A 20,358-nucleotide genomic window follows, 5' to 3' on the forward strand; every position below is an offset into this window, starting at 1 on the left:
GTAAGGATATACGAACTGTTTTGTTCGCCCCATTGCATTTCGTGCGTGTATGAGACGGCGCAAACTGCTTGCGGGATTGGGCATCGCTTCTGTGGCTGGCTGTGTCGAAATCAACACGGGCGGAGCGAACAACAACCAGAACAACAATCAGAACACTAAGACCCAGCAGCCGACCCAGACTCAGACTCAGACGGCTACCGCAACAGAAACAGAGAGTGGTATCGAGCAGGCCGAGGAGATCGTCCAAGAGGTTCCGACAGAGGAACCAACACCCGAACCAACCCCTGAACCAACGCCAGAGGCTGTCCAGATAGCCAACGAGAAAATCCGAGTTCACGAGGATGAATACCAGGTCTACGCGTTCTCACCGGACAGTCAGGCAAAGGTGGCATATCAGTTCACAGTTCGTCAAGGCCCCGATATTGACGTTTTCGTGACCACCCGAAACGAGTTCAATCAGTTCGAAAGCGGAAACCGGTTCCGCGTCCTCATGAATTCAAAAGAATCGACGGGGGACCAGCAATCAGAAACGCTGAACCCTGGCGATCTCGCGCTCGTCGTCGACAACACGGATGCTGGATGGGCCGATCCGCCCAGCAATCTCGATGACGACGTGGCTGTAGTCGAAGTGGCAGCAGCCTATCGAGAGCAGGAATAGAACGTAGCTACAACCTCAGACGACGAGGACCAGGATTCCATCCCGGCGGAAACGACCATCTTTTGAACACGGCAGCAGCGTTCGGGTAGGGGAGGTGCCGCGCGTTGAGATCGCCGTTAAGATACCGCCGTCCCTCGCCGGTGAGTTCGTACATCTCGCCGTGTATCGGCGCGATGAGGCCGGCGTACTGAAGTCGTTTACACCGGTTCCGAATATGGCCTTTTGTCGCAGAGAATTCGATTGACTTTTCCATAATAGTGGGCGTAGACCAACCCTCAGAGGCGATTTTTTCTAAGATTCGTTCGTCAAGTTGCACCATCCATTCAGCCGACTTTCTCTGTCGAATGGCCTGCATACTCTACGCTTGCTCCTGATTGTCCCCCACCGTTGGACCGCCGTTGCTCGCGTGATTATTCACCTCATCCGGTGCATCCTCTGAAGTATTTATTTCACCCCGTAGATACCCCTCACCTCGCTCTGTAATTCGATAAACACCATTTCCTAAGTCTTTGACTAACCCGTGTTCAGAAAGTTTATTCAGGCGGTTAGAAACCTGTTGTCGGCTTCGGACTATGTAATCTTTTTCTGAGATTTCCTTGGGTGTACTTGTCTCGGTCCCATGCAGATGTTCCAATATTCGATCATCCAGCAATACCATCCAGTCCCCGGAGTATCTCATGTTGTTAATTAATTAACCAAGGGACAATATTCCTGTGGATAGCAACTGGATCGGTTGCAAGCAAACACACTAGGTTGCGTAAAATATATTTGCTCGTGGTTAATTGATTGCTAATGCAATGGCACAGAGAAGCCTGTCGGTGTCCATTTCGATGCCAATGGAGATGGACGAAGAGATCCAAGCAGAGGCCCAAAAACACGACATGCAGTATTCTGAGTACGTCCGTCACCTAATTCGCCAGGCGTTAGACTCGCCATTCGATGAACCGGACGCGGTGCTATGTAAGGACGAGAACAGCAGTGTGGAACGTGACGCGGGAGCCGCCTAACATGTCCAGTGCAGCGCAGGCCCCCACGAGCGACGATGGCAGCGGCGAGGAAAAGGGTAACGACGGCGGTGATGATCCATGAGCGGTATCGAGTCACTTCGACCGCTCTACATCCGGCGCGATCCCGACCGGTCTCGTGACGAGGCCAACGAGGAGACCGTGACGGCTGTCGGCGCACAGTTCCCGAGCGGAACCATCGTCATCGAGTGGCGGCGCGAAGCCTTCGAGGAGGACGAGCAGACGAACAAACCGGTGCGATCCACGTACCAGACCGTCGCGGACGCCGAAAAGGCCAGTGGCGGCGAAGTCGTGTTTCAGAACGGCTGGAACGTCAACGACGACGGCCCGGACATCGACCGTGGCGAGGAGATCGTCACCGACGGCGGCCAGGCTGAGTTTTTCGAGCTCGTCGCCGACGAGTTCCCGGTCGCGTCCGGGAAGGTCAGCGATCCCGACGGCGCGACGGCCTACGATGCGCTCGCCGTCCGTGTGCAACCGGAAGATCACCCGCGGCTGAAGATGGCCGGGTTCAAAAGCCCGCAAACGCTCTACGTACTGTTCTCGCCCGGTGGGCGGCCGCTCGCAGACTACGACCCATTCCGGCTGAAGCGCGAGTGTCCCGGTCCTGCGGACTGGCTCGTCGACCAGCTACAGGCGCTCAGTGATGAAGCCTTCTCGGAGGGAGGCCATGTCTGACGACGCTTTCAACTACACGGTGAAGCTGAAGCGTGGTGACGACACGCAGAAGTGCAAGGTCTCCGCGCCGGACATCGAGACGCTGACCGAGCGCGTCGACGCCGTCCGCGAGAAGCTGGGCGAGTGGGCCGGCGACTACAACGAGATTCAGCCCGACGAGGGCCGCAATCTCGCCGACGACCAGCGCGACTTGTCGGAGGTGGGCACAGCGTGACGATTCACGCTTTCTGCGACAATTGCGGCCGGAAAACGCGCCACTCGCCAGACCCGGACACGTCGGACCTCGTTGGTGACGACGTCATTCAGTGCAACGGTTGCGGTGAGACACGCTATCAGGAGGCCACAGCGTGACCAGAGGATATAGCGAAGAGCGGTTTACAGGTTCGAAGCCGGGCAGCGAGTGGCCGATGAATTTCGACGATTGGCCGCTTGAGCAGCGAATCGACTACGTGACCGGCTTTATCGGTCGCGCCGAGTTGATACGTCGTTCGCTGCATCTCTCGGGCTACAATCCGGGAGACATCACTCCTGGCTACCGGATGCGGAAGGATGAACTGGCCGCGATCTACCTGACGTTGCGGAGGTGCGCGAACACGTGACTCGTCAAATCGCACGCTATCGCGTGTTGATCGACCACGACGACCTGGCCGGCGTCAGAGAGTACGGGCCGTTTTCGGAGAACGTCGCGGTCACCACCGCGGCAAAGGCAGCCGTCCAGAGCGAGGTATCGGCTACTGTCGTCGGTGCGAGACTCGGTGATCTCGCCTGGCAACCAGCATCGAGCACGACCACCCCAGAAACGGGGCCATCCCCTCAGTCTACCAAGCCATGAGTCCACAAGTCAAAATAAACTATCTTATTTGTGTTGCTGATGCCCTATATCGGCAGTCCAGACATACATATTCAGATTACTAGACCCGGCAACGGAGTTCTGTTCGATACAAATGTAAATATGATTCGGGAGTGAGATAGACTAGGCTATCGATCACTGGTGAATGCCCCCTCTGCTTGGAACGGCTTTTTTCGGGCCTGACCCCAAGGGTTCGAGCCCAGAAACAGGGCTCGCAAAGACCGGCCAATTGCAACGAGATCACAGTCGAGATCGACACGTTGCTAAAGCGATCGAAACCGCTTGCCATCAGGGGACGATCGAGTCACAGTCTCAGCGAAAACAAAACTCTGGAGAGAAGTAGACCCCACAACGTTCTGGCCGACCGCGACGACACGCGCTATCCATGGAACAGATTAGTTGATTCACCATTGGAGATTGAACCCCCGACGCAGAGCAGAAGAGAGAAAACCATCGTCTGCCGTTCCAGGAGAAGCCACAGCTAACGAAGACCCCGAAAGGTGCGTCGGGAAGAACACTGATGGACTGTTGACGAACCGTTCCGTGAACAGAGAGCCCCGACGGGAAACTTGAGGACGCAAAAATCATATTGGAGTCGTATCACTCAGCCTCACGATTCGATTAGGATGATGGTAGAGTGCGTTTCTCCCAGGTGACTGTCCTATTTCAGGGTTATTCACGGTGGATGTGGGCGTCTGTATCGGCACTCCCGCTTCGAGAAGGTCCCGAGGATCGTCTTTGAGTTTCGCCTCGTCTACCTGGGATGCCGTGCAGACAGCATAGATAGATTCGAGAGTGGCTGTAACGGGCCTGAATGGGACACGAATTCACTGACCCTCTCGGTAGGGGATCACGCTGACGATGGGCTAGCGACATCTCTGGTTTTTCTCGCACACACTGAATTCCGCATGCACTGTAAGATTCCCCCTCTGAAGGGGTCCAACGATCTCACAGCCACACAGAGTCGATAGAAGCGACGTTGCTACCTTAGATAGATCTGGCAGAATTGAGAAGTCAGTGGGTCTCTTGAGTCACGTTCGCAGTCTTGCTTCGATCACAGCGGTTTGAGCCGTCCGACAGAATCAGTGCAGTTCAGAGTGGTCGTTTTCAGCGACAGAGGCCGGACGGAAGGCAATTGCACCTGTGAGAGAGCGCTCAACGGAGGGGAGGGGGCTGTAGGGATGGCAGTTCGGTTCACTCCACTCTGTCGACGAGCCCTCGAAGCCCGCGATGGGGGCTGTCGTCAGAGACGAAACCCGGATAGCAATCGACGCAGCGCAGCTACCAAGACGGTTCATCGAATAGCTCCCCAGTTGATGAACAGAGGCTTCAGGATCGTGGCCTCTCCCCACCACTGGAGCACGGAGAGATACCTCACCGCGACCAACTGTTTGCAGCTATACGGTCCTCACGTCAGGTCACGTATTCACGTCGACTCAAATCTGGGTTGGAGAAAGGCGTCGGAATAGAGGGTCATAGCCACTGCAGAGACTCAGTGACGGGGTCGAGGTGGCAAAGAGTTGAGAGAGTCCGTAACAGGCCATTCAGCCTCATCTTCAGGGGTGGCTCTGGCAGCCCACTGTCTCAGCGCAAGTATCTCAGCAGAATCCGATGCCAGCTGCGAAAACCGATATATGCCATACTCGTGCGCTCTGGGCACCACTGCAAGTGGTCTCTGGTCCGGTTCGTATCGTGGGGTGACGACGCTGGGAACCCCGATGAATCCCTCAGACAGGCTTTCTGGACACACCTTCCTACAGTGTTGTCGGTGAGCCAGTTGGTTCACCAGAAAAGATGATGGGTTCTCGGTCGTCGATCGCCCACATCGGTGATTCTGGGAGTTTGAGTCCGTTTTTCTGGTAATTATTTACCCATATAGTAGTAAATTTATTAAACTGGCCGTCTGGTGCCGAACAGATAAATCATATATCGCTATATCGAATTGGAGAAGTGTCGTTGCGAATGCCGGTGAAAACGTTCACGAGATATAGAATCTCTCACCGTTCTGACTGCCGTTTGAGGTCGTCCCTACTGACGAGCGCGCCGTCCACTCCCCCACTACAGCGGGACCGGTGAGCGACTCAGACACCAAGACTCGTGTCTTCCGCCTTTCCGGTTCCGGTGATGACGACAGTCCGGCCAGTCCGGGAAACAGACCTGTCATCGAGTGCGTCGGTCTGGTCGGTTTGCTCGGCCCAGCTTTCGACGGCGTTACGTTCAACGGCGTCCCCGTCCTCGAAAACGAAGACGAACTGCATCTCGACCCCGTCCGCGAAGAGGTCGAGAGTCGCCCCGGTAGCGACGACGCCCGCGAACTGTCCGTCGTTAACATTGGTTCCCTGGACCATCGGCTGTGTCTGGCCGAATACGAGCGTCGCCGTCCCGAGTGTCTCGGTGAGCGTTGACAGATCCGAGTTGGCGTCCACGTACTGTTTGCCGCCCCCCGTTCCCGCTTCGATAATGGCGGTGACGATTCCCTCCGTTCGTGCAGCGGCGGCTGCACCGTCCGTAATTGCAATCTCCTTTCCGACATCGTCTCGGTACACAGTGAATTCGGCCTTCTCGCCGATACGCTCGTACCGCAACTCCTCAAGTTCGCTTCGAACCTCTCCTGGGGCAAACGACCCTTCAAAGTACCTGCCAACGCTGGGGAAACTGAGTGTAGCATCCACGCTATTGTAGGAGAGATCCATGTCGAGCAAGGGGAACGAAATCTCTCTGCCTGCGAACCGCTGGTAGGTCTCGCCCAAACGTTGCTTATTCGCCTGGAGAGCGGTATCGTGAGAAAACAGGAACGGATAGTATGCATCGCGACCGCTCGTCGTCGGGGCGTAGAGCCACCGAGTGTATTCGAGCGGGATCGAAGATCCGTCCGACGATGCACCGTTTCTGGTGTGGGATGTGGTTGTTCCGTCCGCCCCGTCCGACCCGTCGCCATCTGATTCGAGGAGCCCCGTACAGCCCGCCACCCCTCCAGCGATGCCCGCAGTAACCGTGGTAACGGTAGAACGGACCATCTGCCGTCGAGACATACCATCTGTCATGATTAGATTATATAATTACAATGTAATAATTACATCGTCATGTCCACTTCTCGTGAACGATTTCTGTCGTTCGCAACTCGCCGGAGGTGTGGCCCAGGTCGGCCGAGGGTGACAGTAGCAACGTTAGGAGTATTGTCACGATCAGAGCGCTCGGACTACAGGAGCCAGTAGTAATCTTTGCTGACCCTCCAGGCAGCGAAAAGTGAAAGCGACTATCGCTCGTGAACGATGGCCTCGATGGGGCTTCGTGGGCGCGTCGTGAGCGAGGCGGCGAGTGAGAGGTCATCGTTCGGGACCTCGACGGTGAACTCCTGGAGGATGGTCGCGAGTACCAGTTGGGCTTCGATCGTCGCGAACTGTTCTCCGATACAGCGCCGCGGGCCTCCCCCGAAAGGGAAGTACGCGAACTCCGGCCGATCCGGGTGTTTCGAGTCATGCCACCGGTCCGGGTCGAACTGCCAGGGATCGTCGTACCAGCGCGCGTCGTGGTGGACGACCCACTGCGGCGTCGAGACGAGTGCCCCCGCTGGAATCCTGTACCCACCAATCTCCACAGGCTCGGTCGGTTCCCGAAGCAACGTGTGGATCGGAGGATACAGACGCATCGACTCCCTGATGACGCGCTCCGTGTACGCCAGGTCTGGGAGGTCGGCCATCGTCGGGTGCGTGCCAGCGAGTTCGGCGTCGAGTTCCGCCTGTACCCGACGCTGGGTCGCCGGGTTCGTTCCGAGCAGATAGAGCGAATACGTCAACACGAGGGCCGTCGTCTCGTGACCAGCGAGCAGGAACGTCATCACCTCGTCGCGGAGCGTCTCGTCCGACATCGCTCGCTCGTCGTCGTCTCCTGCCTCGATGAGACGAGTGAGCAGATCGTCGGGCGGCTGGTCGGCGTTACGCCGCGCGGTAATCATCTCTGCGATGAGCGACTCCAACTCCGCAATCGCCCGTCGATATCGCACGTTCGTCGGCGTGGGCGTCCACTCGGGCAGATACGTCGACACTCGTGCGAGGTCGAACTTGTCGACGATGACGTCCGCCGCCTCGCCGATGACCGACCGCTCGCCGTGAATGTCTTCGTCGAACAGGGCCTTCGCGAGCACCTGGAGCGTCACGTCGACCATGTCCGACTGAACGTCACGGCGATCCCCGTCCGCCCAGTCGTCAGTGAGCCGATCGGCGTACCCCGTAATCATGTCCGTGTACGTCGCCAGACGCTCCCGATAGAACATCGGCTGTATCAACTGCCGCTGGCGTTGCCAGAACGCGCCTTCACTGAGCAACAACCCGTCGCCGAGGAGGCTGGACAACCGCCGCTGGAGTTCGTCGCCCTTCCGAAACGAGTCGTGCTTGGTGACCAGTACCTGGCGAACGGCGCCGGGGTCTGTCACCATGTAGCTCTGGTCGCCCGCGATTTCGAGTGCCACGACGTCACCGTACGTCGCTGCACAGTACTCGCGAAACGCGAACGGCGCACGTGCGAACTGCAGGGTGTTCCCCACCACCGGCCACTGGCGTGGCCCCGGCGGCTCCCCCGAGGGATGGTTCTCTCCCATCGTCCGAACAGTTCGGTAACGTCACAAAAAAACGCCCCGCTCAGGACGACGCCAGCTGGGTCTCCAGATCAGCGCCGACGATGACGTCCGTCGCTTCCTCGACGGCGTCGCTTCCCTCCGCCGTATTTTCCAGGAGGACGGTCTCACTCGGGAACAACTGTTCGCCGAGTTCCAGGCCGTGATCGTGTGCCGTCGAGCCAGTGACGGTCAGATAAACGCCGATCCCCGTCTCGGCGATCGCTGCTTCTTCGGTCGTGCCGGGATCGGGGTACGTGAACGAGACGTCTTCGATCGCACGCGTGCCGAGAACTGCCTCGACCAACCGCTCGTACCGCGGTGAGATGCAGAGCGTTCCGTCGTAGGCCTCGATGAACGAGCGTGTGAGGTCCTCGTCGAGTTGATCGGTCGTCTCCGGCGTGGCCAGCAACGTGTGCCAGACGGTGTCACCGAGGCCCGAGACGACGCGCACGTCGGTGTCCAGCGGGTCGATCCGCTCGTTGACGTCCGCCAGAGACGTCAGCGGCTCCGGCTGGAGTCCGACGACCTCTTCGAGGACGAGATCGGCGCTGTCGAAGCCGAGCGCGAATTCGTGCTTGCGGAGGGCCCGAAACGGCTCTTCACGGCCGATCAACTGGATGTCGATGTCTCCAACGGGGATGGTGACGCTGTCGAAGACGATCCGACGGGGCATGCCCTGCCGGTCGTCGCGGAGCAGACTGTACTCGGGTGCGCCGCGTTCGTCGATGTCGCTGTAGTCGGCGAGGCGGTCGTACACGTCGGCCGTCGCCGTCTGTTTCCCCTTGGTGATGGCTTTCTCGTACTGGAGCGTCGAGATGATCTCGTCGGCGAGGTCGGCCGTGCCGGTGGCGCTGGCGAGCCGTTCGAGGACGGCCTCGAGTGGGCGCCCTTTCCGCGGCACGGCGACGCGCACAGTGGTCATTATGGGTACGCAAACGAGCAGGAAGTAAAACGGGTCCGGTTTCCGATGCGTCTGGTGTCTTACCCGTCCGTCGCACCGAGCACGTTACTGAGCTGTTCGCGCCACTCTTTGAGCTCCTCGATTTCGCTGTCGAGTTCGTCGACCTGGGACGCCACGTCGTCGACGTCCGCCATATCGTCTTCCAGATCGGTCATCGTCTCCTGGACGTCCTCGAGGTCGTCGTCGAGGTCCTTGATGTCGCCTTTCAGCGACTGGAGGTCGTCTCGAATGCCCCCGACGCTGTCGTCGAGCGAATCGACCTGCTCGGAGTTGTCGCTGATGTCCGATTCGAGCCCGTCGAGCTTCGACTGGACGTCGTCGAGCCCCGACTGGACGTCGTCGATGAGGTCAGCGCCGGTCCCGTTCTCTTCGAGGAACTCTTCGAGCGCGTCCGTGTACGCTTCCAGGTCGGCAACGTCGGTCTGAAGCTTCTGGATCCGCGCGTCTTCGGCCCCGTTCTCACTGGCGCCGTCCAGATCCAGTTCGTCCCGGAGGACGTCGAGGTCGTCGTCGGACACCTCGCCGTTGCGAATCTCCGTCGCGAGCGCCGACGCGACGCTCTCGACGGCTGGGGCGGAGCCGTTCGTCGCTGCCGTGGACTGCTCGGCACTGTCGTCTTCGGTCTCCGCTGTCTCGGCGTCTGCCTCGTCCGTTTCGTCTTCGTCGTCCGTATCCGCTTCGGCGTCGGACTCGGCCTCCTCTTCGTCGTCTTCCTCGACTTCCCCGTTAGTATCAGCTTCCCCGTTCTGTTCTTCGGCGTTCGGATCAGTCAGATCGAGAGTACCGATGTCTTCGTCGGTCTCCTCGTCGTCTAACCCCGGGACAGAATCAGTGTTGCCAGAGATGACGTCGCGAACGACGTCGCTCCCGCTCCCACCCACGACGCCGTCTTCGTCCTCCAGCGGCGGATCCACGTCAGCGACGTCCGGTTCGGTGAGGAACTGCTCGACGTTGTCCGTCCCGGTGGCGCGAATCCCGTACACGGTCGTGTACTGTTCTTCCGATTCGATCTCTCGCTCGAAGGTAATCACGTCGTCTTCGATGGTCCAGAACTCGCTTCCGTACTCGGGATGGAAGCCGAGGTCTTCGACGGCCACGTTTTCTGGCACGTCGTCGACGATTCGGACCGTCACCGCCTCGGTTCGGTCCGACTTGATGCGGAATGCGATCGCCGGGACCGGGAAGGCGTCCGCCTCGAACGTCTTGATGACGGTGATCCCGTTAGAGGCGACGGTGACCTCCTCGTAACTCTCCGATTCGCTCATGCTTACAAGTCCGTTTACCAATGATATTAAAGCTACGTACCGTTTTTCTTTCTTCGGCAACCCCCACCACACGAAATCAACTCCTCGGAAACCGCGACAGACCAGAGAATCGACAGAAGGCGACGCACCGCTGAGAATCGGCGGAAGCGCCGGGTCAGAGGTCGACGCGGTCGCCGATCTCGACGATTTCCAGCCGGTTCGGGTACTCGAAGCTTCGGCAGTGGTCGTGGAGCGCAGTCGGATCGGCGGTGAGGCCTTTCCACATGTCCCAGTGGGTGGGGAGGAGTCGGTCGAGTTGGAGCTGGCGGGCCGCTTCGCAGATCTCGTTTTCGTCGCTGTACCACTTGGTGTACTTCGGCTCCCGGGTCTGCTTGTCCGGGATCATCCCGTCGGTTCCGTACGCGAGGACCCCGAGGTCGATGTCGTAGTCACGACCGATGGCCTCGAACGGCGCGCCGGGCCTGGCGTCGCCGCCGTGGAAGAAGGTGCCGGCGTCGTGTTCGAAGACGTACGACACCGGGTGCGTCGCGTCGGGGTCGTTCGCCGGTTCGACGTGAACGGTAAACGAGCCGATCGCGAGGGTGTCGCCCTCCGTGATTTCCGCGAACTGGTCGTCCTCGACGGCCCACTCGTCTGTCCAGCCTTCGGTCTCGGCGATCGCGAGGGAGTCGTCCGGCCCGACGTAGTCGGCGCCGGTTTCGGCGAGTATCGGTGCCTGACTCGCCCCGTGAACGTGATCGGAGTGTTCGTGCGTGGCGAACACGGCGTCCGCCTCCTGGACGTCCCCCGGTTCGAACGGAACCGGGATCATGCGAACGGTACGCGGCGGGTCGCCAGTGCCGAGATACGGATCGACGAAGAGCGTCGTGCCGTCGCTCGCCTTCAGGACGAACCCGTTACAGCCCAGATACCAGAGCGCAACGCCGTCGGGACTCGCGTCGGCGACGGCCGTCGGAAGCCAGTCGCCCCAGTCGCTGTGAATTGCCATAGCGCGAGGTGGTCCGGGCAGGGAAAAGAGCGTTACGCACCCAGTCAGGAGTAGATCGCGATCGCCGTGACGATGAGGACGGCGCTCAGAGTGAACCCGAACGGCGCGAAATCGACCTCCGTGATACCCAGCAGGTAGACGAGGTTGCCGAACAGCGGTGCGATCGTCGCGTAGAACATCGTGCGCGCCTGCTTGACGGCCGTGGTCGATTCACCGAGCCGAAGGAACTTCTCGACGAACAGCGCCATCGACCCGATGGCCAGCAGGTAGGAGTACACCACGTGCAGATAGTACCACGGTCCCCAGGTGAACGCCAGTCGGACGACGTTGCCCGCGGGCTCGACGACGGTGGTCGTCGCACGAACGAGGTGGTGGAACTGGTTCGTCCAGACGAGCAGATTCGTCAGGATCGGCACGACCGCCAACAGCAGTACGTGCCGCGTCGTCACGAGTTCGGACCGACCAGTGTACTCCAGGGCGAAGACGAAGATCGCCAGCGTCGTCAGCGTCGGTCCGACGAACCGAAGGTTGTGCCAGAAGAGACGCTGTACCGGCGAACCGGTGCCGAGCATCAGCCCGTAAGAGACGGTCCAGACGACGATCGCGCCCAGGAATCCGATCATCGGCCACGCGCCCGGACGACCGCGCTGCGGAAGCGTCACCAGCAAAAGGACGAGCGAAATCGCTGCAGCGACGAACAGCGGGACGGTGTAGACGTTGAACGCGAGCGCCATCTATCGGATCACTAACTCTGTTCGCCTGATAGAACGTACGGGGGTTTAATACCCTCGCCGAGCCGCCGTCTCAGTCCTCACAACAGCCGCCGGCCTTCTCTCCGAAGTCGATCACCAGCGGCTCGGAGATCTCTTCGTTGATCTCCTGCAGGCGGAGTTCGAGTTCGTTCTGGGCCTGGAGGAACTCCGACATCACCGGGATGTCGTGGAGCGCTTCCTGTTTGGACTGCAGTTCGCGCAGGTCCTCCTGGGTCGCCTCTCCGGTCTGGCGGGCGAGCATGAACTCTTCGCGGAACTGCTCGAAGTCTTGGATCTTCTCCTGAGCTTCTTCGCTCTGCTCGACTGCTTCTTTCGCTTCTGCGAAGGTCTGGTACGCGGGAAGGTCGGCGATCGCCGCGCCGAGTTCGCGACTGAGTTCCGTCACCGTCGACTCGGGGGACTCCGATTCGAGACTCATTAGACACCCGTTGGGGTTTCATCCGTTTTAACCTGCCGAACGATCCAGTCCGACCCCCGTTTTCGTTCCCGCTCCGAAATGTTGATTTCACTCCAGCTATCAGTTTAGATAATTTGAGAGATAGGAATATATTGTCTGGTCGGGATCCGGTAAGTAAGATCAGACTATCCGCCATGAAGAGTGGAATGCTGGTGGTCGTGCTCGTCTCTCTTTCAGTATCGAGTCCGATACTCACTGGACTCGGGGCGGCAGAGCCGGCCGGAACCAACGCGACGGCCCTCGGCGGCGACGGTCCCGAAACTGCGGTGAACGTCTCGCAGCTAGCGGACAGTGACCGGATTCGCTACGAACTCACGATGGCGTCGACGGCCGGACTCGAACGACTCACGGTCTTCGTCGGCAGCAGCGGCCGCGTCGTGACGGCCACGGGTCTCGAATCCGAAGCTCGCGGTCAGCGGACCAGACTCGCCTGGACCGGTGAGTCGGACCGCGTCCGCCTCGTCGTCGAAACGGGACGGACGGGGACCGCCGGCGGCACCGAGTCGGGCGAGTCTTTCAACGGGGAGGACTGGTCGCTCGGCAGCGTCCCGTTCGTGCAGGTCCAGTGGCGGGCAGTCGGTTCCTCGACCGTCCGGCACGCACGGCCCCTGGGAGAACCCGTGGGTGCCCTGGAAGACGACAGCGTCGGGATCTACGGCGATCGGTACGCGCTCCTGGGCGAGACGACTGAACGGACGAGGACGGTCGACGGCCAGCGGATACGCCTCGTCTCGCCGACGGGGACGGAACTCGACCCGGACCGGGACCGCCTGTTGTCAGTACTCGCGACTGCGTCGCGCCAGTTGGCCGTCGGCGACCGCGACGACGAGGTCCTGTTGCTGGCGCTGCCGGACCCGGCCCGACGCGGCGGTGAGTCGTTCCCGATCCGTGACGAAGGGTGGGTGTCGGCGAACGAGCCCGTCGACACCCCGAACAGCGTCTGGCTGCACGAGTACGTTCACACCCGGCAGTCGTTCCGGCTCGCCGACGACATGCAGTGGTTCCGCGAGGCCAGCGCGGAGTACTACGCCGCGCGGCTCGCGTACGAACAGGGGCTGGCCAGCGAACAGGAGCTACACGACCACATCGACGGCCGCGGGATCGACGCCGCGCTGACCGACAGTTCGACCTGGGACAACTCCCGCGTCCCCTATCGAAAAGGGGCGCGCGTCCTCGCGCTCGTCGATGAGAACGTCCGCGCCTCGACGGACGGTGAGCGCTCGCTCGAGGACGTGTTCCGCCGTCTGAACGAACACGAGGGGACGGTGAGCTACACCGATTTCAAACGGATCGTGGCAGCAGTCGCCGGCCACTCGATGGACGCCTGGCTCGACCGATACGTCGCGGGGACGCGGCCCGTCGCGAGTTTCTACGATCACGACTCCGAACGCGCGGGACCGTTCGCGCCCATCGAGGAGACGATGCAGAGAGGCGGGAGCGCACTCGTCTTCTTCGTCGTCGCGACCGCGTTCAGCATCGTCGCCAGCGTGCCGCTGTACACGTTCCTTCGGCGGTTCGACCCGGACGCCCTTCGGTCCCGTCCGCCACGGGTTTCCTGACTGTCCAGCCCGTAGGGAAAAACGTCGCCGTTTTACGCGCCGAGCCGATACAGGAGTCAAATGAGTCAGGACCGGTCGGAGTACTCCGAGGGGGACCTCCGCAACACGGGGATGTCGCTCAAACACGACCGCGAGTGGGATTACGAACTCGACCGCATCGTCGACGCCGTCAGCGAACGCGACGCAGAGACAGTCGGGCTCCAGTTCCCCGAGGGACTGAAACGCCGTGCGAAAGCCGTCACCGACGACCTCCGGGAGCATCTCCCGGACGACGTGACCGTGATGACCTCGGGCCAGCCCTGCTACGGGGCCTGTGATCTGGACACCTATCTGATGCGGCGGACCGACGTGTTCGTCCACTTCGGGCACAGCCCGATGAAGGAGTCGGAGAAGATCATCTACGTCCCGCTGTTCTCCAACGTGGAAGTCACGCCGATCATGGAGGAGTCCCTCGCGGAACTCGCCGATCCGGACGAGGAGCCAGCGGTCGGTCTGGTGACGACGGCCCAGCACATGAACAAGTTCGAGGACATGCGCGAGTGGCTCGAAGAGCGCGGCTACGAGGTCCACACGCGCCGGGGCGACGACCGCCTCACCCACGAAGGGCAGGTCCTTGGCTGTAACTACGCCAGCGCGGACGTGGACGCCGATCAGATCCTCTACGTCGGCGGCGGGAAGTTCCACCCGCTCGGCCTCGCGATGGAGCACCCGGACAAACACGTCGTCATCGCCGATCCGGTCAACAACGTCGTCACCATCGCCGACCCCGAGAAGTTCCTCAAGCAGCGCTACGCCTCGGTCCACAAGGCGATGGACGCCGAGAACTGGGGCGTCATCTTCTGCACCAAGATCGGCCAGGGTCGCTGGGAACAGGCCCAGGAGATCATCGAGAACAACGACGACGCGTACCTGGTCACGATGGACGAGGTGACGCCCGATCGGCTGACGAACTTCGGGTTCGACGCCTACGTCAACACTGGTTGTCCGCGGATCACGACCGACGACGGCCCGCAGTTCAAACAGCCGATGCTCACCCCCGGTGAGTACGAAATCGCCACCGGTCAGAAACCGATGGAGGAACTCTCCTTCGATACCTTCCACGGAACCTGGTAGCGACGGGGTATCGCCGGGGAACTGTCCGGCAAAATCTCCTACGTTCACGCGGAGTGAAACGTTCGTGTGGATCGAACTACCCGTCGTACCAGGCTGGCGCTCGTCGGTGGCGTCGTCGTGGTGCTCGCGATCGTCGGAGCGGCGGCGGTACTCGCGACAACGGGCGACCCTGTCAATCCGTTCGGGCAGGGCGAGCCCGAAACTGGGGAACTCGCCCCGGGCGTGTACGCGAACGACTCGGTGAACGTCACGCGATTGCTCGTCGCACACCGCTCGCAGCTTCGCGAGCAGGGCTTTCTCACAGAGACGACCGTCACGTCGCGCGCCAACGACTCCGTCGTCGTCGCCAGCGGCCAGCAGGTCAGGGCCACGTCGAACCTCTCGAGAGTGGTGGTCCAACAGCACCGCTCGGCCGCCGGACGCCAGAACGTCACCGCCGACGTGTACGTCAACGAGACCAACACGCTCGTTCGGATGGAGGCCGACGGCAACGAATCCTACCAGGTCCGCGAGCGGGTGCAGTCCCAGTCCGTCCCACCGATCTCCCGCGCCACGCTCACCGTCTTCGGTGAGGCAGCCCGTACCTTCACCGTCGAGAACACGACCGGCACGGACGCACAGCGCCGGACGACACTCACAGCGACGATCGGCGGAAACGGAACGACCCCGCAAACCGACGTGACCATGATCGTCGACGAGCAGGGCGTCATCCGGTCGCTGACCATCGTCAGCGGACAACAGGGGAGCGGACAGGTCGTCGAAACGAGGTACGACCTCCAGCAACTCGGTGTCAACACCGTCCAGCCCCCGGACTGGCTCTCGGAGATCCCAGCGAACGCCACCGTTCGGACGCCGCCCGCCGGCCCGCGACCAACCACGCGCTAAGTACCTGGCATTGGATCAGCGAGTCGTTCTCTCCCCGGTTGTGGAGCGTCTCTGGACAGACGAACGGAACCAGAGAGAAGGTCGCGCCAAGGCACAACAAGGTCGCAATAGTTCATACTTCCGTGCGCGTGGAAAGTCACGCCGTGGCACGAAACCACACACTTCTCGCAGTAGCAATTACGCTGGTCGTGGTTGCGGCGCCAGCCACGGCGGGAGCAGCGACTGCTGCGGGAACACAGGCAGCGGAGAATCAAACTGACGAGACGGGCGAGCTCGCACCAGGGGTCTACGAGAACGGGTCGGTAAACACGACAGCGCTATATCAAGCGCACAGGGAAGGTCTCCTCGACGAGGGGTATCAGACGAGTGAGAGTCTCGACGTCGTACTTAACGACTCGGAGTTCCTGACCGCCGAGACGGAGACGGCTGGCACTCCGGACAACGAGAACGTCTCGGCGACGACGACGTTCACGGTCATCGGACTCGACTACGACATCGGCGTGTGGGCGAACGAGTCACAGAAGATCGTGCGGATCGTCAGGGACGACAATACCACGTACCGGGTGTACCGACGTGGACCACCGGAGTTCGCAGGTCCATCCGAAGATAACGGGAACGAGACCGACGGTCGCTACGGTCCTCACGGTGAGAATGGCGAATACGGCCCGCACATGGGCGACGACCGACAGGGCCCACATCGCGGTGACGGGCCGCACATGAACGATGGTAGTTACGGCCCCCACGACGACGGTCGCCAGATGAACGACGGCATGGGCATGCAGATGGGTATGGGCATGCACCACGGAATGGGTCCCGGTGAAATGCCGGTGCCCGGATACGCGGTGTTGTTCCTCGACAAGGTCACCGAGAACTTCACCGTCGAGAACGAGACGACCATCGACGACAGGACGGCGTACACGCTGACCGCACCGGTCGAGATCGACGACGAGGCTGAAGGCAACTTCACCGGCGAGGTCACGCTCCTGGTCGACGAAACGGGAGTCGTCCACTCGGCCGACGTGAGCGTCGACTCCGACGAGTACGGCAGCGAAACCGAGTACAGCTTCACCCTCGAAGAACTCGGCGTTGACTCCGTCGAACAACCCGATTGGGTCGAAGACGTGCCGGCGAACGCGACCGCGTACGGGCCGCCTGAAGAGCAACCCGGAGACGGTGGCTACGACGACGATGACGATGACGACGAGGACGAGAACGACGACGGGTACTGACTGTCACACCCACTGACCCCCTCTTTTTTTAGGAGTCGAGGTGGCGCTCCAGGAGTCGGACGTTCCAGACGTTAGCCTTCCAGACGGCGTCGAACAGCGTCCCGAACACGGGAATCGACCCGACGACGAAGTCGATCGCCAGTAGCGCGAGCATGAGTGCGACAAGCCTCGCTGACGCGCCGACCCGGATCGCCTCGAAGACGACGTAGAGCGAGAGCACTAACGAGACCGAATCGCCGGCCACGGGGAGAATACCGAGGATGGGATCGAGACCGATCCGGTAGTTGACGACGGGAAGCTCGATCGAATTGTCGAGTGCCTGACTGACCGAGCGTGCGCGTTCGAGCGAGGGATGCTGGCCAGTTCGCTCTCGCGATTCCGTTGCAGCAGGCATACTCACCAGTCCGTCTGGACGTCAAAAAGAGTGACTCGCCTCCCCACGCTGTCAGGAGGGAGTGTGGAATAACCTTGGGTCATATACAAACATTTTTGAATGAATGGCGTGTATCATCGGGGGAGATGACCGGGAGCGTCGATCGGCAGCGAGAGCGGACGTGGAGGGGAGAGCCATGAGTACGAAGAGCGCACTGGCACAGCGATTAGCGATCGTTGCCGGCTTCGAGGACCCGGACGTCTCCCTGGAACAGTACCGGACGCCACCGGAGCTGGCAGCGCATCTGGTTCACACAGCTGATCTCCAGGGAGACGTCGAGGATCGGACGGTCCTCGACCTCGGCTGTGGGACGGGCATGCTCGCGCTGGGGGCCGCCCTTCGGGGACCGACACACGTCGTCGGCCTTGACGTCGATCCGGCGCCGTTACGGACGGCCCGCGACAACGAGCGCAAAGTCGCGACGGCCACTGACGTCGAGTGGGTGCGGGCGGACGCGACGCGAGCGTCGCTCTGTCCCGACGGAGAGACGACCGTCGTCATGAACCCGCCGTTCGGCGCACAGTCGGGCAACGAACACGCCGATCGAGCGTTCCTGGCCACGACGGCCGAGATCGCGGACGTGTCGTACTCGATCCACAACGCTGGGAGCGACGAATTCGTCGAATCATTCGCGGCCGACAACGGCGGCGAGGTGACACACGCGTTCCGGGCCGAATTCGATCTCCCGCATCAGTACGACCACCACACCGAAGCCCGGCGGACGATCGACGCGGAAGTGTTCCGAATCGAGTGGGCCTGATCAACTGCGCTCTTTTCTGGCGACGCGCACTTTGGTGCCCTTTCGTTCGACGAACACGCTCTTGTCCGTCCTGTTGAATCGCAGCCCGCCAGCAGTGACGTTCGCGCCGGGAGCCGGCACCGCCGTCGTTCCGACCGTCTGATTCTCGTCGATCACGGTGAAGTTGAACGACGTCGCGGTCGGCTGGATGAGGATTCGGCGGCCGGCGATGCGCGGTTCGATGGTCGTTGCTTTGGACTGGAAGGCGAGCCGGCGGTCACCGTCGGACGGGTTCAGGAAGACCTTGTAGACGCTGCTGTTCCCGGCCGCCTGCCAGCCTGTGCGATTGACGACGACCGTCTCCCGCCAACCGGGACCGCCGACGACGACCCTGGCACGGCCGTTGTACGCGAGTCTGGTCTTCGAGACGACCGTCTGGAAGATGCTTCGGCGCTCGCTGACGACGATGACGCCGCTCGTGTTGAGGTCGGTCGTCTCGCCGAGCAACGAGACGTCGAACGCGGAGACGTACTGGTCCTCGACGTCTTCGGCGTAGGTGACGGTGTAGTCCTCGACGTCCACGCTGGCGTCGAACGGTTCCTCGGAGACGGTCACGAGGTTGACCGGCACGGCAGCCACGCTGATCGCGAGCGTGACCGAGATCAGGAGGCCGATCGCAGCCTCGCGGCTCCGGAGGTCGATGGGTCCGACCAGCGTTCGGCTCGACGCAGTCACCGCCGCCGTCACGAGCGCCGCGAGGAGGAAGACGAGGAACGCCCCCACCGCCCGGAAGAGAACGTACTTGCCGCCCCCGCGGAACCAGTAGACGGCCCACAGCGACTGTGCGACCACGAAGATCACCGTCGCGATCCACAGTCGACCGGCCGTCGGCGTGCGGTCGCGCCGGTACGCGACGTACGCGCCGAGCAACACACCGAGCAACAGCCCGAGCGCGTGGCCCTGGATCGCGATCTGTGACCACCAGGGTGCACTGAATCCCCCCGGGCCGGCCTGTGCGGTCGTGACCGGATTCAGCATCGCCCGGTAGACGAGATTCAACACCTGCATTCCGGAGAGCGCGACGACGGTCGTGATGGGATACGAAACGAGTGCGAACCCGGCGAACGCGAAGACGACGCCCGAGAACCCGATGACCGGGCCGACGGCGAAGACGCCGGTGAGCAGGCCGACGACGAACACCACGACGGGGAACACCAGGATGCGGACGAACGGATTGGCGCGCCACCCACTGAACGACTGGCTCCCGCGGGCGGTCGGGAAGTGACTCCAGGCGTACTCGGCGATTGGAGCGAACGCGAGCGTCCCCATCAGATTTCCCGTCACGTGTGCGAGGCCAGCGTGCGTGAACGGCGCGGTCACGATGCCAAAGGGGTAGAAGTACGACCACGCGCGAAACGGAATGACCAGGGGCCGTCGCGGATGGGCGAGGCCGCCCTGGAGGAACAGGTAGACCCCGCCGACGCCGACGAGGGTCAGCAGCGACCCCCACGGAATCCCGAGGAAGAACCGAGACCGGAGGCGTCGTCCCCACGCGCCCTGGGGCCGTGCGATCCGGAGCGCGATGCCGAGCGACAGGAGAACGCCGGAGCAAACGAGCATCGGCCAGACTGGCAACCACGCCGGTCCGACGACAAATTGCAACGCCCCCATCGTTATCCACATCGGCGGGGCGCTCCGGTATAGTCCTTATTGACTGTGGCCCCGGTCGACGCAGACGTCCAGACCCGATCCGACGGCCGTCGGCTTCGAACCCAATGCCGCGTGCACAGGGAGTCACCCCTGCTTATACCCGAGCGCTCACATGATGAACTAATGCGAGTTCAGGTTCCCGGACCAGCGCACGAGGAGTTCCAGGGATGGCTGCTGCTGCAGGTTCCGTTCGGGATCGGACTGGTGGGTGGGACGTTTCTCGGGGTACAGGCCGCGCCGACGGTGCTGCTATCGGTCGTCACCACGCTCGTCTGTGGGCTCGTGGGACTGGGGATCGGCATCGCGCTGTACAACTGGCGGGGCTCGGCGTCGGCGAGCTGATACCGAACTGCGCTGGGCGAGTTTCTCTCCGATTCCAACCGAGTCAGTCGCAAGCATCCGGCGCGCTTGCGCGCCGGT

21 protein-coding genes are annotated in these 20,358 nt (G+C 61.6%); 12 read left to right on the plus strand and 9 right to left on the minus strand.

The window, feature by feature from the left end; all coding sequences use genetic code 11:
* Positions 1-49: 49 nt before the first annotated feature.
* The 6 genes from MU553_RS12750 to MU553_RS12775 all read left to right on the plus strand — a co-directional run bounded on the left by MU553_RS12750 (position 50) and on the right by MU553_RS12775 (position 3,193).
* A complete protein-coding gene (locus tag MU553_RS12750) occupies positions 50-658 on the plus strand; it encodes a hypothetical protein (protein ID WP_247378385.1) in 609 nt (202 codons plus the stop codon).
* A 797-nt stretch (positions 659-1,455) separates the two neighbouring features.
* Entirely contained in the window at positions 1,456-1,665 is a 210-nt protein-coding gene (locus tag MU553_RS12755; RefSeq protein ID WP_247378386.1) for a ribbon-helix-helix domain-containing protein, read from the plus strand.
* A gap of 78 nt (positions 1,666-1,743) precedes the next feature.
* Complete coding sequence (locus tag MU553_RS12760) at positions 1,744-2,361, plus strand: hypothetical protein (protein ID WP_247378387.1); 618 nt, start codon at positions 1,744-1,746, stop codon at positions 2,359-2,361.
* Positions 2,354-2,575 (plus strand): hypothetical protein, encoded by a 222-nt coding sequence (locus tag MU553_RS12765; protein ID WP_247378388.1) that lies wholly within the window; start codon positions 2,354-2,356, stop codon positions 2,573-2,575. Before MU553_RS12760 ends, MU553_RS12765 begins: the two co-directional genes overlap by 8 nt.
* A gap of 193 nt (positions 2,576-2,768) precedes the next feature.
* Positions 2,769-2,960, plus strand: coding sequence for a hypothetical protein (locus MU553_RS12770; protein ID WP_247378389.1), 192 nt, complete (start codon positions 2,769-2,771; stop codon positions 2,958-2,960).
* Positions 2,957-3,193 (plus strand): hypothetical protein, encoded by a 237-nt coding sequence (locus tag MU553_RS12775; RefSeq protein WP_247378390.1) that lies wholly within the window; start codon positions 2,957-2,959, stop codon positions 3,191-3,193. Before MU553_RS12770 ends, MU553_RS12775 begins: the two co-directional genes overlap by 4 nt.
* 2,099 nt (positions 3,194-5,292) lie before the next feature.
* On the opposite strand, the gene MU553_RS12780 is transcribed toward MU553_RS12775, so the two are convergent.
* The 7 genes from MU553_RS12780 to MU553_RS12810 form a co-directional block, all read right to left on the minus strand.
* Positions 5,293-6,255, minus strand: coding sequence for a hypothetical protein (locus MU553_RS12780; RefSeq protein WP_247378391.1), 963 nt, complete (start codon positions 6,253-6,255; stop codon positions 5,293-5,295).
* Positions 6,256-6,467: 212 nt separating this feature from the next.
* On the minus strand, positions 6,468-7,808 hold the full coding sequence (locus MU553_RS12785; RefSeq protein ID WP_247378392.1) for a cytochrome P450: 1,341 nt from the start codon (positions 7,806-7,808) through the stop codon (positions 6,468-6,470).
* A gap of 40 nt (positions 7,809-7,848) precedes the next feature.
* The gene (locus tag MU553_RS12790) at positions 7,849-8,748 is read right to left on the minus strand and encodes a phosphoribosyltransferase HisG-related protein (RefSeq protein WP_247378393.1); all 900 of its coding nucleotides are present in this window, start codon (positions 8,746-8,748) and stop codon (positions 7,849-7,851) included.
* A 59-nt stretch (positions 8,749-8,807) separates the two neighbouring features.
* On the minus strand, positions 8,808-10,052 hold the full coding sequence (locus tag MU553_RS12795) for an ELKS/Rab6-interacting/CAST family protein (RefSeq protein WP_247378394.1): 1,245 nt from the start codon (positions 10,050-10,052) through the stop codon (positions 8,808-8,810).
* Between the two features lie 154 nt (positions 10,053-10,206).
* A complete protein-coding gene (locus MU553_RS12800) occupies positions 10,207-11,040 on the minus strand; it encodes an MBL fold metallo-hydrolase (RefSeq protein ID WP_247378395.1) in 834 nt (277 codons plus the stop codon).
* A gap of 44 nt (positions 11,041-11,084) precedes the next feature.
* Positions 11,085-11,774 carry a histidine kinase N-terminal 7TM domain-containing protein gene (locus MU553_RS12805; RefSeq protein WP_247378396.1) on the minus strand — a complete coding sequence of 230 codons (690 nt, stop codon included), beginning with the start codon at positions 11,772-11,774 and terminating at the stop codon, positions 11,085-11,087.
* Between the two features lie 70 nt (positions 11,775-11,844).
* Positions 11,845-12,231: a YlbF/YmcA family competence regulator gene (locus MU553_RS12810; protein WP_247378397.1), complete on the minus strand. Its 387-nt coding sequence runs from the start codon at positions 12,229-12,231 to the stop codon at positions 11,845-11,847.
* Positions 12,232-12,404: 173 nt separating this feature from the next.
* Here MU553_RS12810 and MU553_RS12815 point away from each other — a divergent pair, with 173 nt between their 5' ends.
* The 4 genes from MU553_RS12815 to MU553_RS12830 all read left to right on the plus strand — a co-directional run bounded on the left by MU553_RS12815 (position 12,405) and on the right by MU553_RS12830 (position 17,056).
* Positions 12,405-13,829 carry a M61 metallopeptidase family protein gene (locus MU553_RS12815; protein ID WP_247378398.1) on the plus strand — a complete coding sequence of 475 codons (1,425 nt, stop codon included), beginning with the start codon at positions 12,405-12,407 and terminating at the stop codon, positions 13,827-13,829.
* A 60-nt stretch (positions 13,830-13,889) separates the two neighbouring features.
* A complete protein-coding gene (gene dph2, locus MU553_RS12820) occupies positions 13,890-14,942 on the plus strand; it encodes a diphthamide biosynthesis enzyme Dph2 (protein ID WP_247378399.1) in 1,053 nt (350 codons plus the stop codon).
* A gap of 66 nt (positions 14,943-15,008) precedes the next feature.
* Complete coding sequence (locus MU553_RS12825; RefSeq protein ID WP_247378400.1) at positions 15,009-15,827, plus strand: DUF7537 family lipoprotein; 819 nt, start codon at positions 15,009-15,011, stop codon at positions 15,825-15,827.
* 143 nt (positions 15,828-15,970) lie between these two features.
* Positions 15,971-17,056, plus strand: coding sequence for a hypothetical protein (locus tag MU553_RS12830; RefSeq protein WP_247378401.1), 1,086 nt, complete (start codon positions 15,971-15,973; stop codon positions 17,054-17,056).
* A gap of 28 nt (positions 17,057-17,084) precedes the next feature.
* On the opposite strand, the gene MU553_RS12835 is transcribed toward MU553_RS12830, so the two are convergent.
* Positions 17,085-17,450: a DUF4112 domain-containing protein gene (locus MU553_RS12835; RefSeq protein ID WP_247378402.1), complete on the minus strand. Its 366-nt coding sequence runs from the start codon at positions 17,448-17,450 to the stop codon at positions 17,085-17,087.
* A gap of 175 nt (positions 17,451-17,625) precedes the next feature.
* Between MU553_RS12835 and MU553_RS12840 the strand changes: the two genes are divergently transcribed.
* Entirely contained in the window at positions 17,626-18,249 is a 624-nt protein-coding gene (locus tag MU553_RS12840; protein ID WP_247378403.1) for an METTL5 family protein, read from the plus strand.
* Here MU553_RS12840 and MU553_RS12845 read toward each other — a convergent pair whose 3' ends face one another.
* Positions 18,250-19,899 carry a rhomboid family intramembrane serine protease gene (locus MU553_RS12845; protein WP_247378404.1) on the minus strand — a complete coding sequence of 550 codons (1,650 nt, stop codon included), beginning with the start codon at positions 19,897-19,899 and terminating at the stop codon, positions 18,250-18,252. It abuts the gene before it with no gap.
* Between the two features lie 162 nt (positions 19,900-20,061).
* On the opposite strand from MU553_RS12845, the gene MU553_RS12850 reads away from it, so the two are divergent.
* Complete coding sequence (locus MU553_RS12850) at positions 20,062-20,280, plus strand: hypothetical protein (protein ID WP_247378405.1); 219 nt, start codon at positions 20,062-20,064, stop codon at positions 20,278-20,280.
* The last annotated feature ends 78 nt before the right edge of the window (positions 20,281-20,358 follow it).

It is taken from the genome of Halorientalis brevis (genome assembly GCF_023077655.1).

Bases quoted from the DNA above. Each gene is read 5' to 3' on its own strand.
- MU553_RS12785 (WP_247378392.1), bottom strand. From the start codon at position 7,808: ATGGGAGAGAACCATCCCTCGGGGGAGCCGCCGGGGCCACGCCAGTGG.
- MU553_RS12800 (WP_247378395.1), bottom strand. From the start codon at position 11,040: ATGGCAATTCACAGCGACTGGGGCGACTGGCTTCCGACGGCCGTCGCC.
- dph2 (WP_247378399.1), top strand. From the start codon at position 13,890: ATGAGTCAGGACCGGTCGGAGTACTCCGAGGGGGACCTCCGCAACACG.
- MU553_RS12760 (WP_247378387.1), top strand. From the start codon at position 1,744: ATGAGCGGTATCGAGTCACTTCGACCGCTCTACATCCGGCGCGATCCC.
- MU553_RS12815 (WP_247378398.1), top strand. From the start codon at position 12,405: ATGAAGAGTGGAATGCTGGTGGTCGTGCTCGTCTCTCTTTCAGTATCG.
- MU553_RS12795 (WP_247378394.1), bottom strand. From the start codon at position 10,052: ATGAGCGAATCGGAGAGTTACGAGGAGGTCACCGTCGCCTCTAACGGG.
- MU553_RS12805 (WP_247378396.1), bottom strand. From the start codon at position 11,774: ATGGCGCTCGCGTTCAACGTCTACACCGTCCCGCTGTTCGTCGCTGCA.
- MU553_RS12835 (WP_247378402.1), bottom strand. From the start codon at position 17,450: ATGCCTGCTGCAACGGAATCGCGAGAGCGAACTGGCCAGCATCCCTCG.
- MU553_RS12840 (WP_247378403.1), top strand. From the start codon at position 17,626: ATGAGTACGAAGAGCGCACTGGCACAGCGATTAGCGATCGTTGCCGGC.
- MU553_RS12845 (WP_247378404.1), bottom strand. From the start codon at position 19,899: ATGGGGGCGTTGCAATTTGTCGTCGGACCGGCGTGGTTGCCAGTCTGG.
- MU553_RS12850 (WP_247378405.1), top strand. From the start codon at position 20,062: ATGCGAGTTCAGGTTCCCGGACCAGCGCACGAGGAGTTCCAGGGATGG.
- MU553_RS12765 (WP_247378388.1), top strand. From the start codon at position 2,354: ATGTCTGACGACGCTTTCAACTACACGGTGAAGCTGAAGCGTGGTGAC.
- MU553_RS12780 (WP_247378391.1), bottom strand. From the start codon at position 6,255: ATGACAGATGGTATGTCTCGACGGCAGATGGTCCGTTCTACCGTTACC.
- MU553_RS12750 (WP_247378385.1), top strand. From the start codon at position 50: ATGAGACGGCGCAAACTGCTTGCGGGATTGGGCATCGCTTCTGTGGCT.
- MU553_RS12790 (WP_247378393.1), bottom strand. From the start codon at position 8,748: ATGACCACTGTGCGCGTCGCCGTGCCGCGGAAAGGGCGCCCACTCGAG.
- MU553_RS12770 (WP_247378389.1), top strand. From the start codon at position 2,769: ATGAATTTCGACGATTGGCCGCTTGAGCAGCGAATCGACTACGTGACC.
- MU553_RS12810 (WP_247378397.1), bottom strand. From the start codon at position 12,231: ATGAGTCTCGAATCGGAGTCCCCCGAGTCGACGGTGACGGAACTCAGT.
- MU553_RS12755 (WP_247378386.1), top strand. From the start codon at position 1,456: ATGGCACAGAGAAGCCTGTCGGTGTCCATTTCGATGCCAATGGAGATG.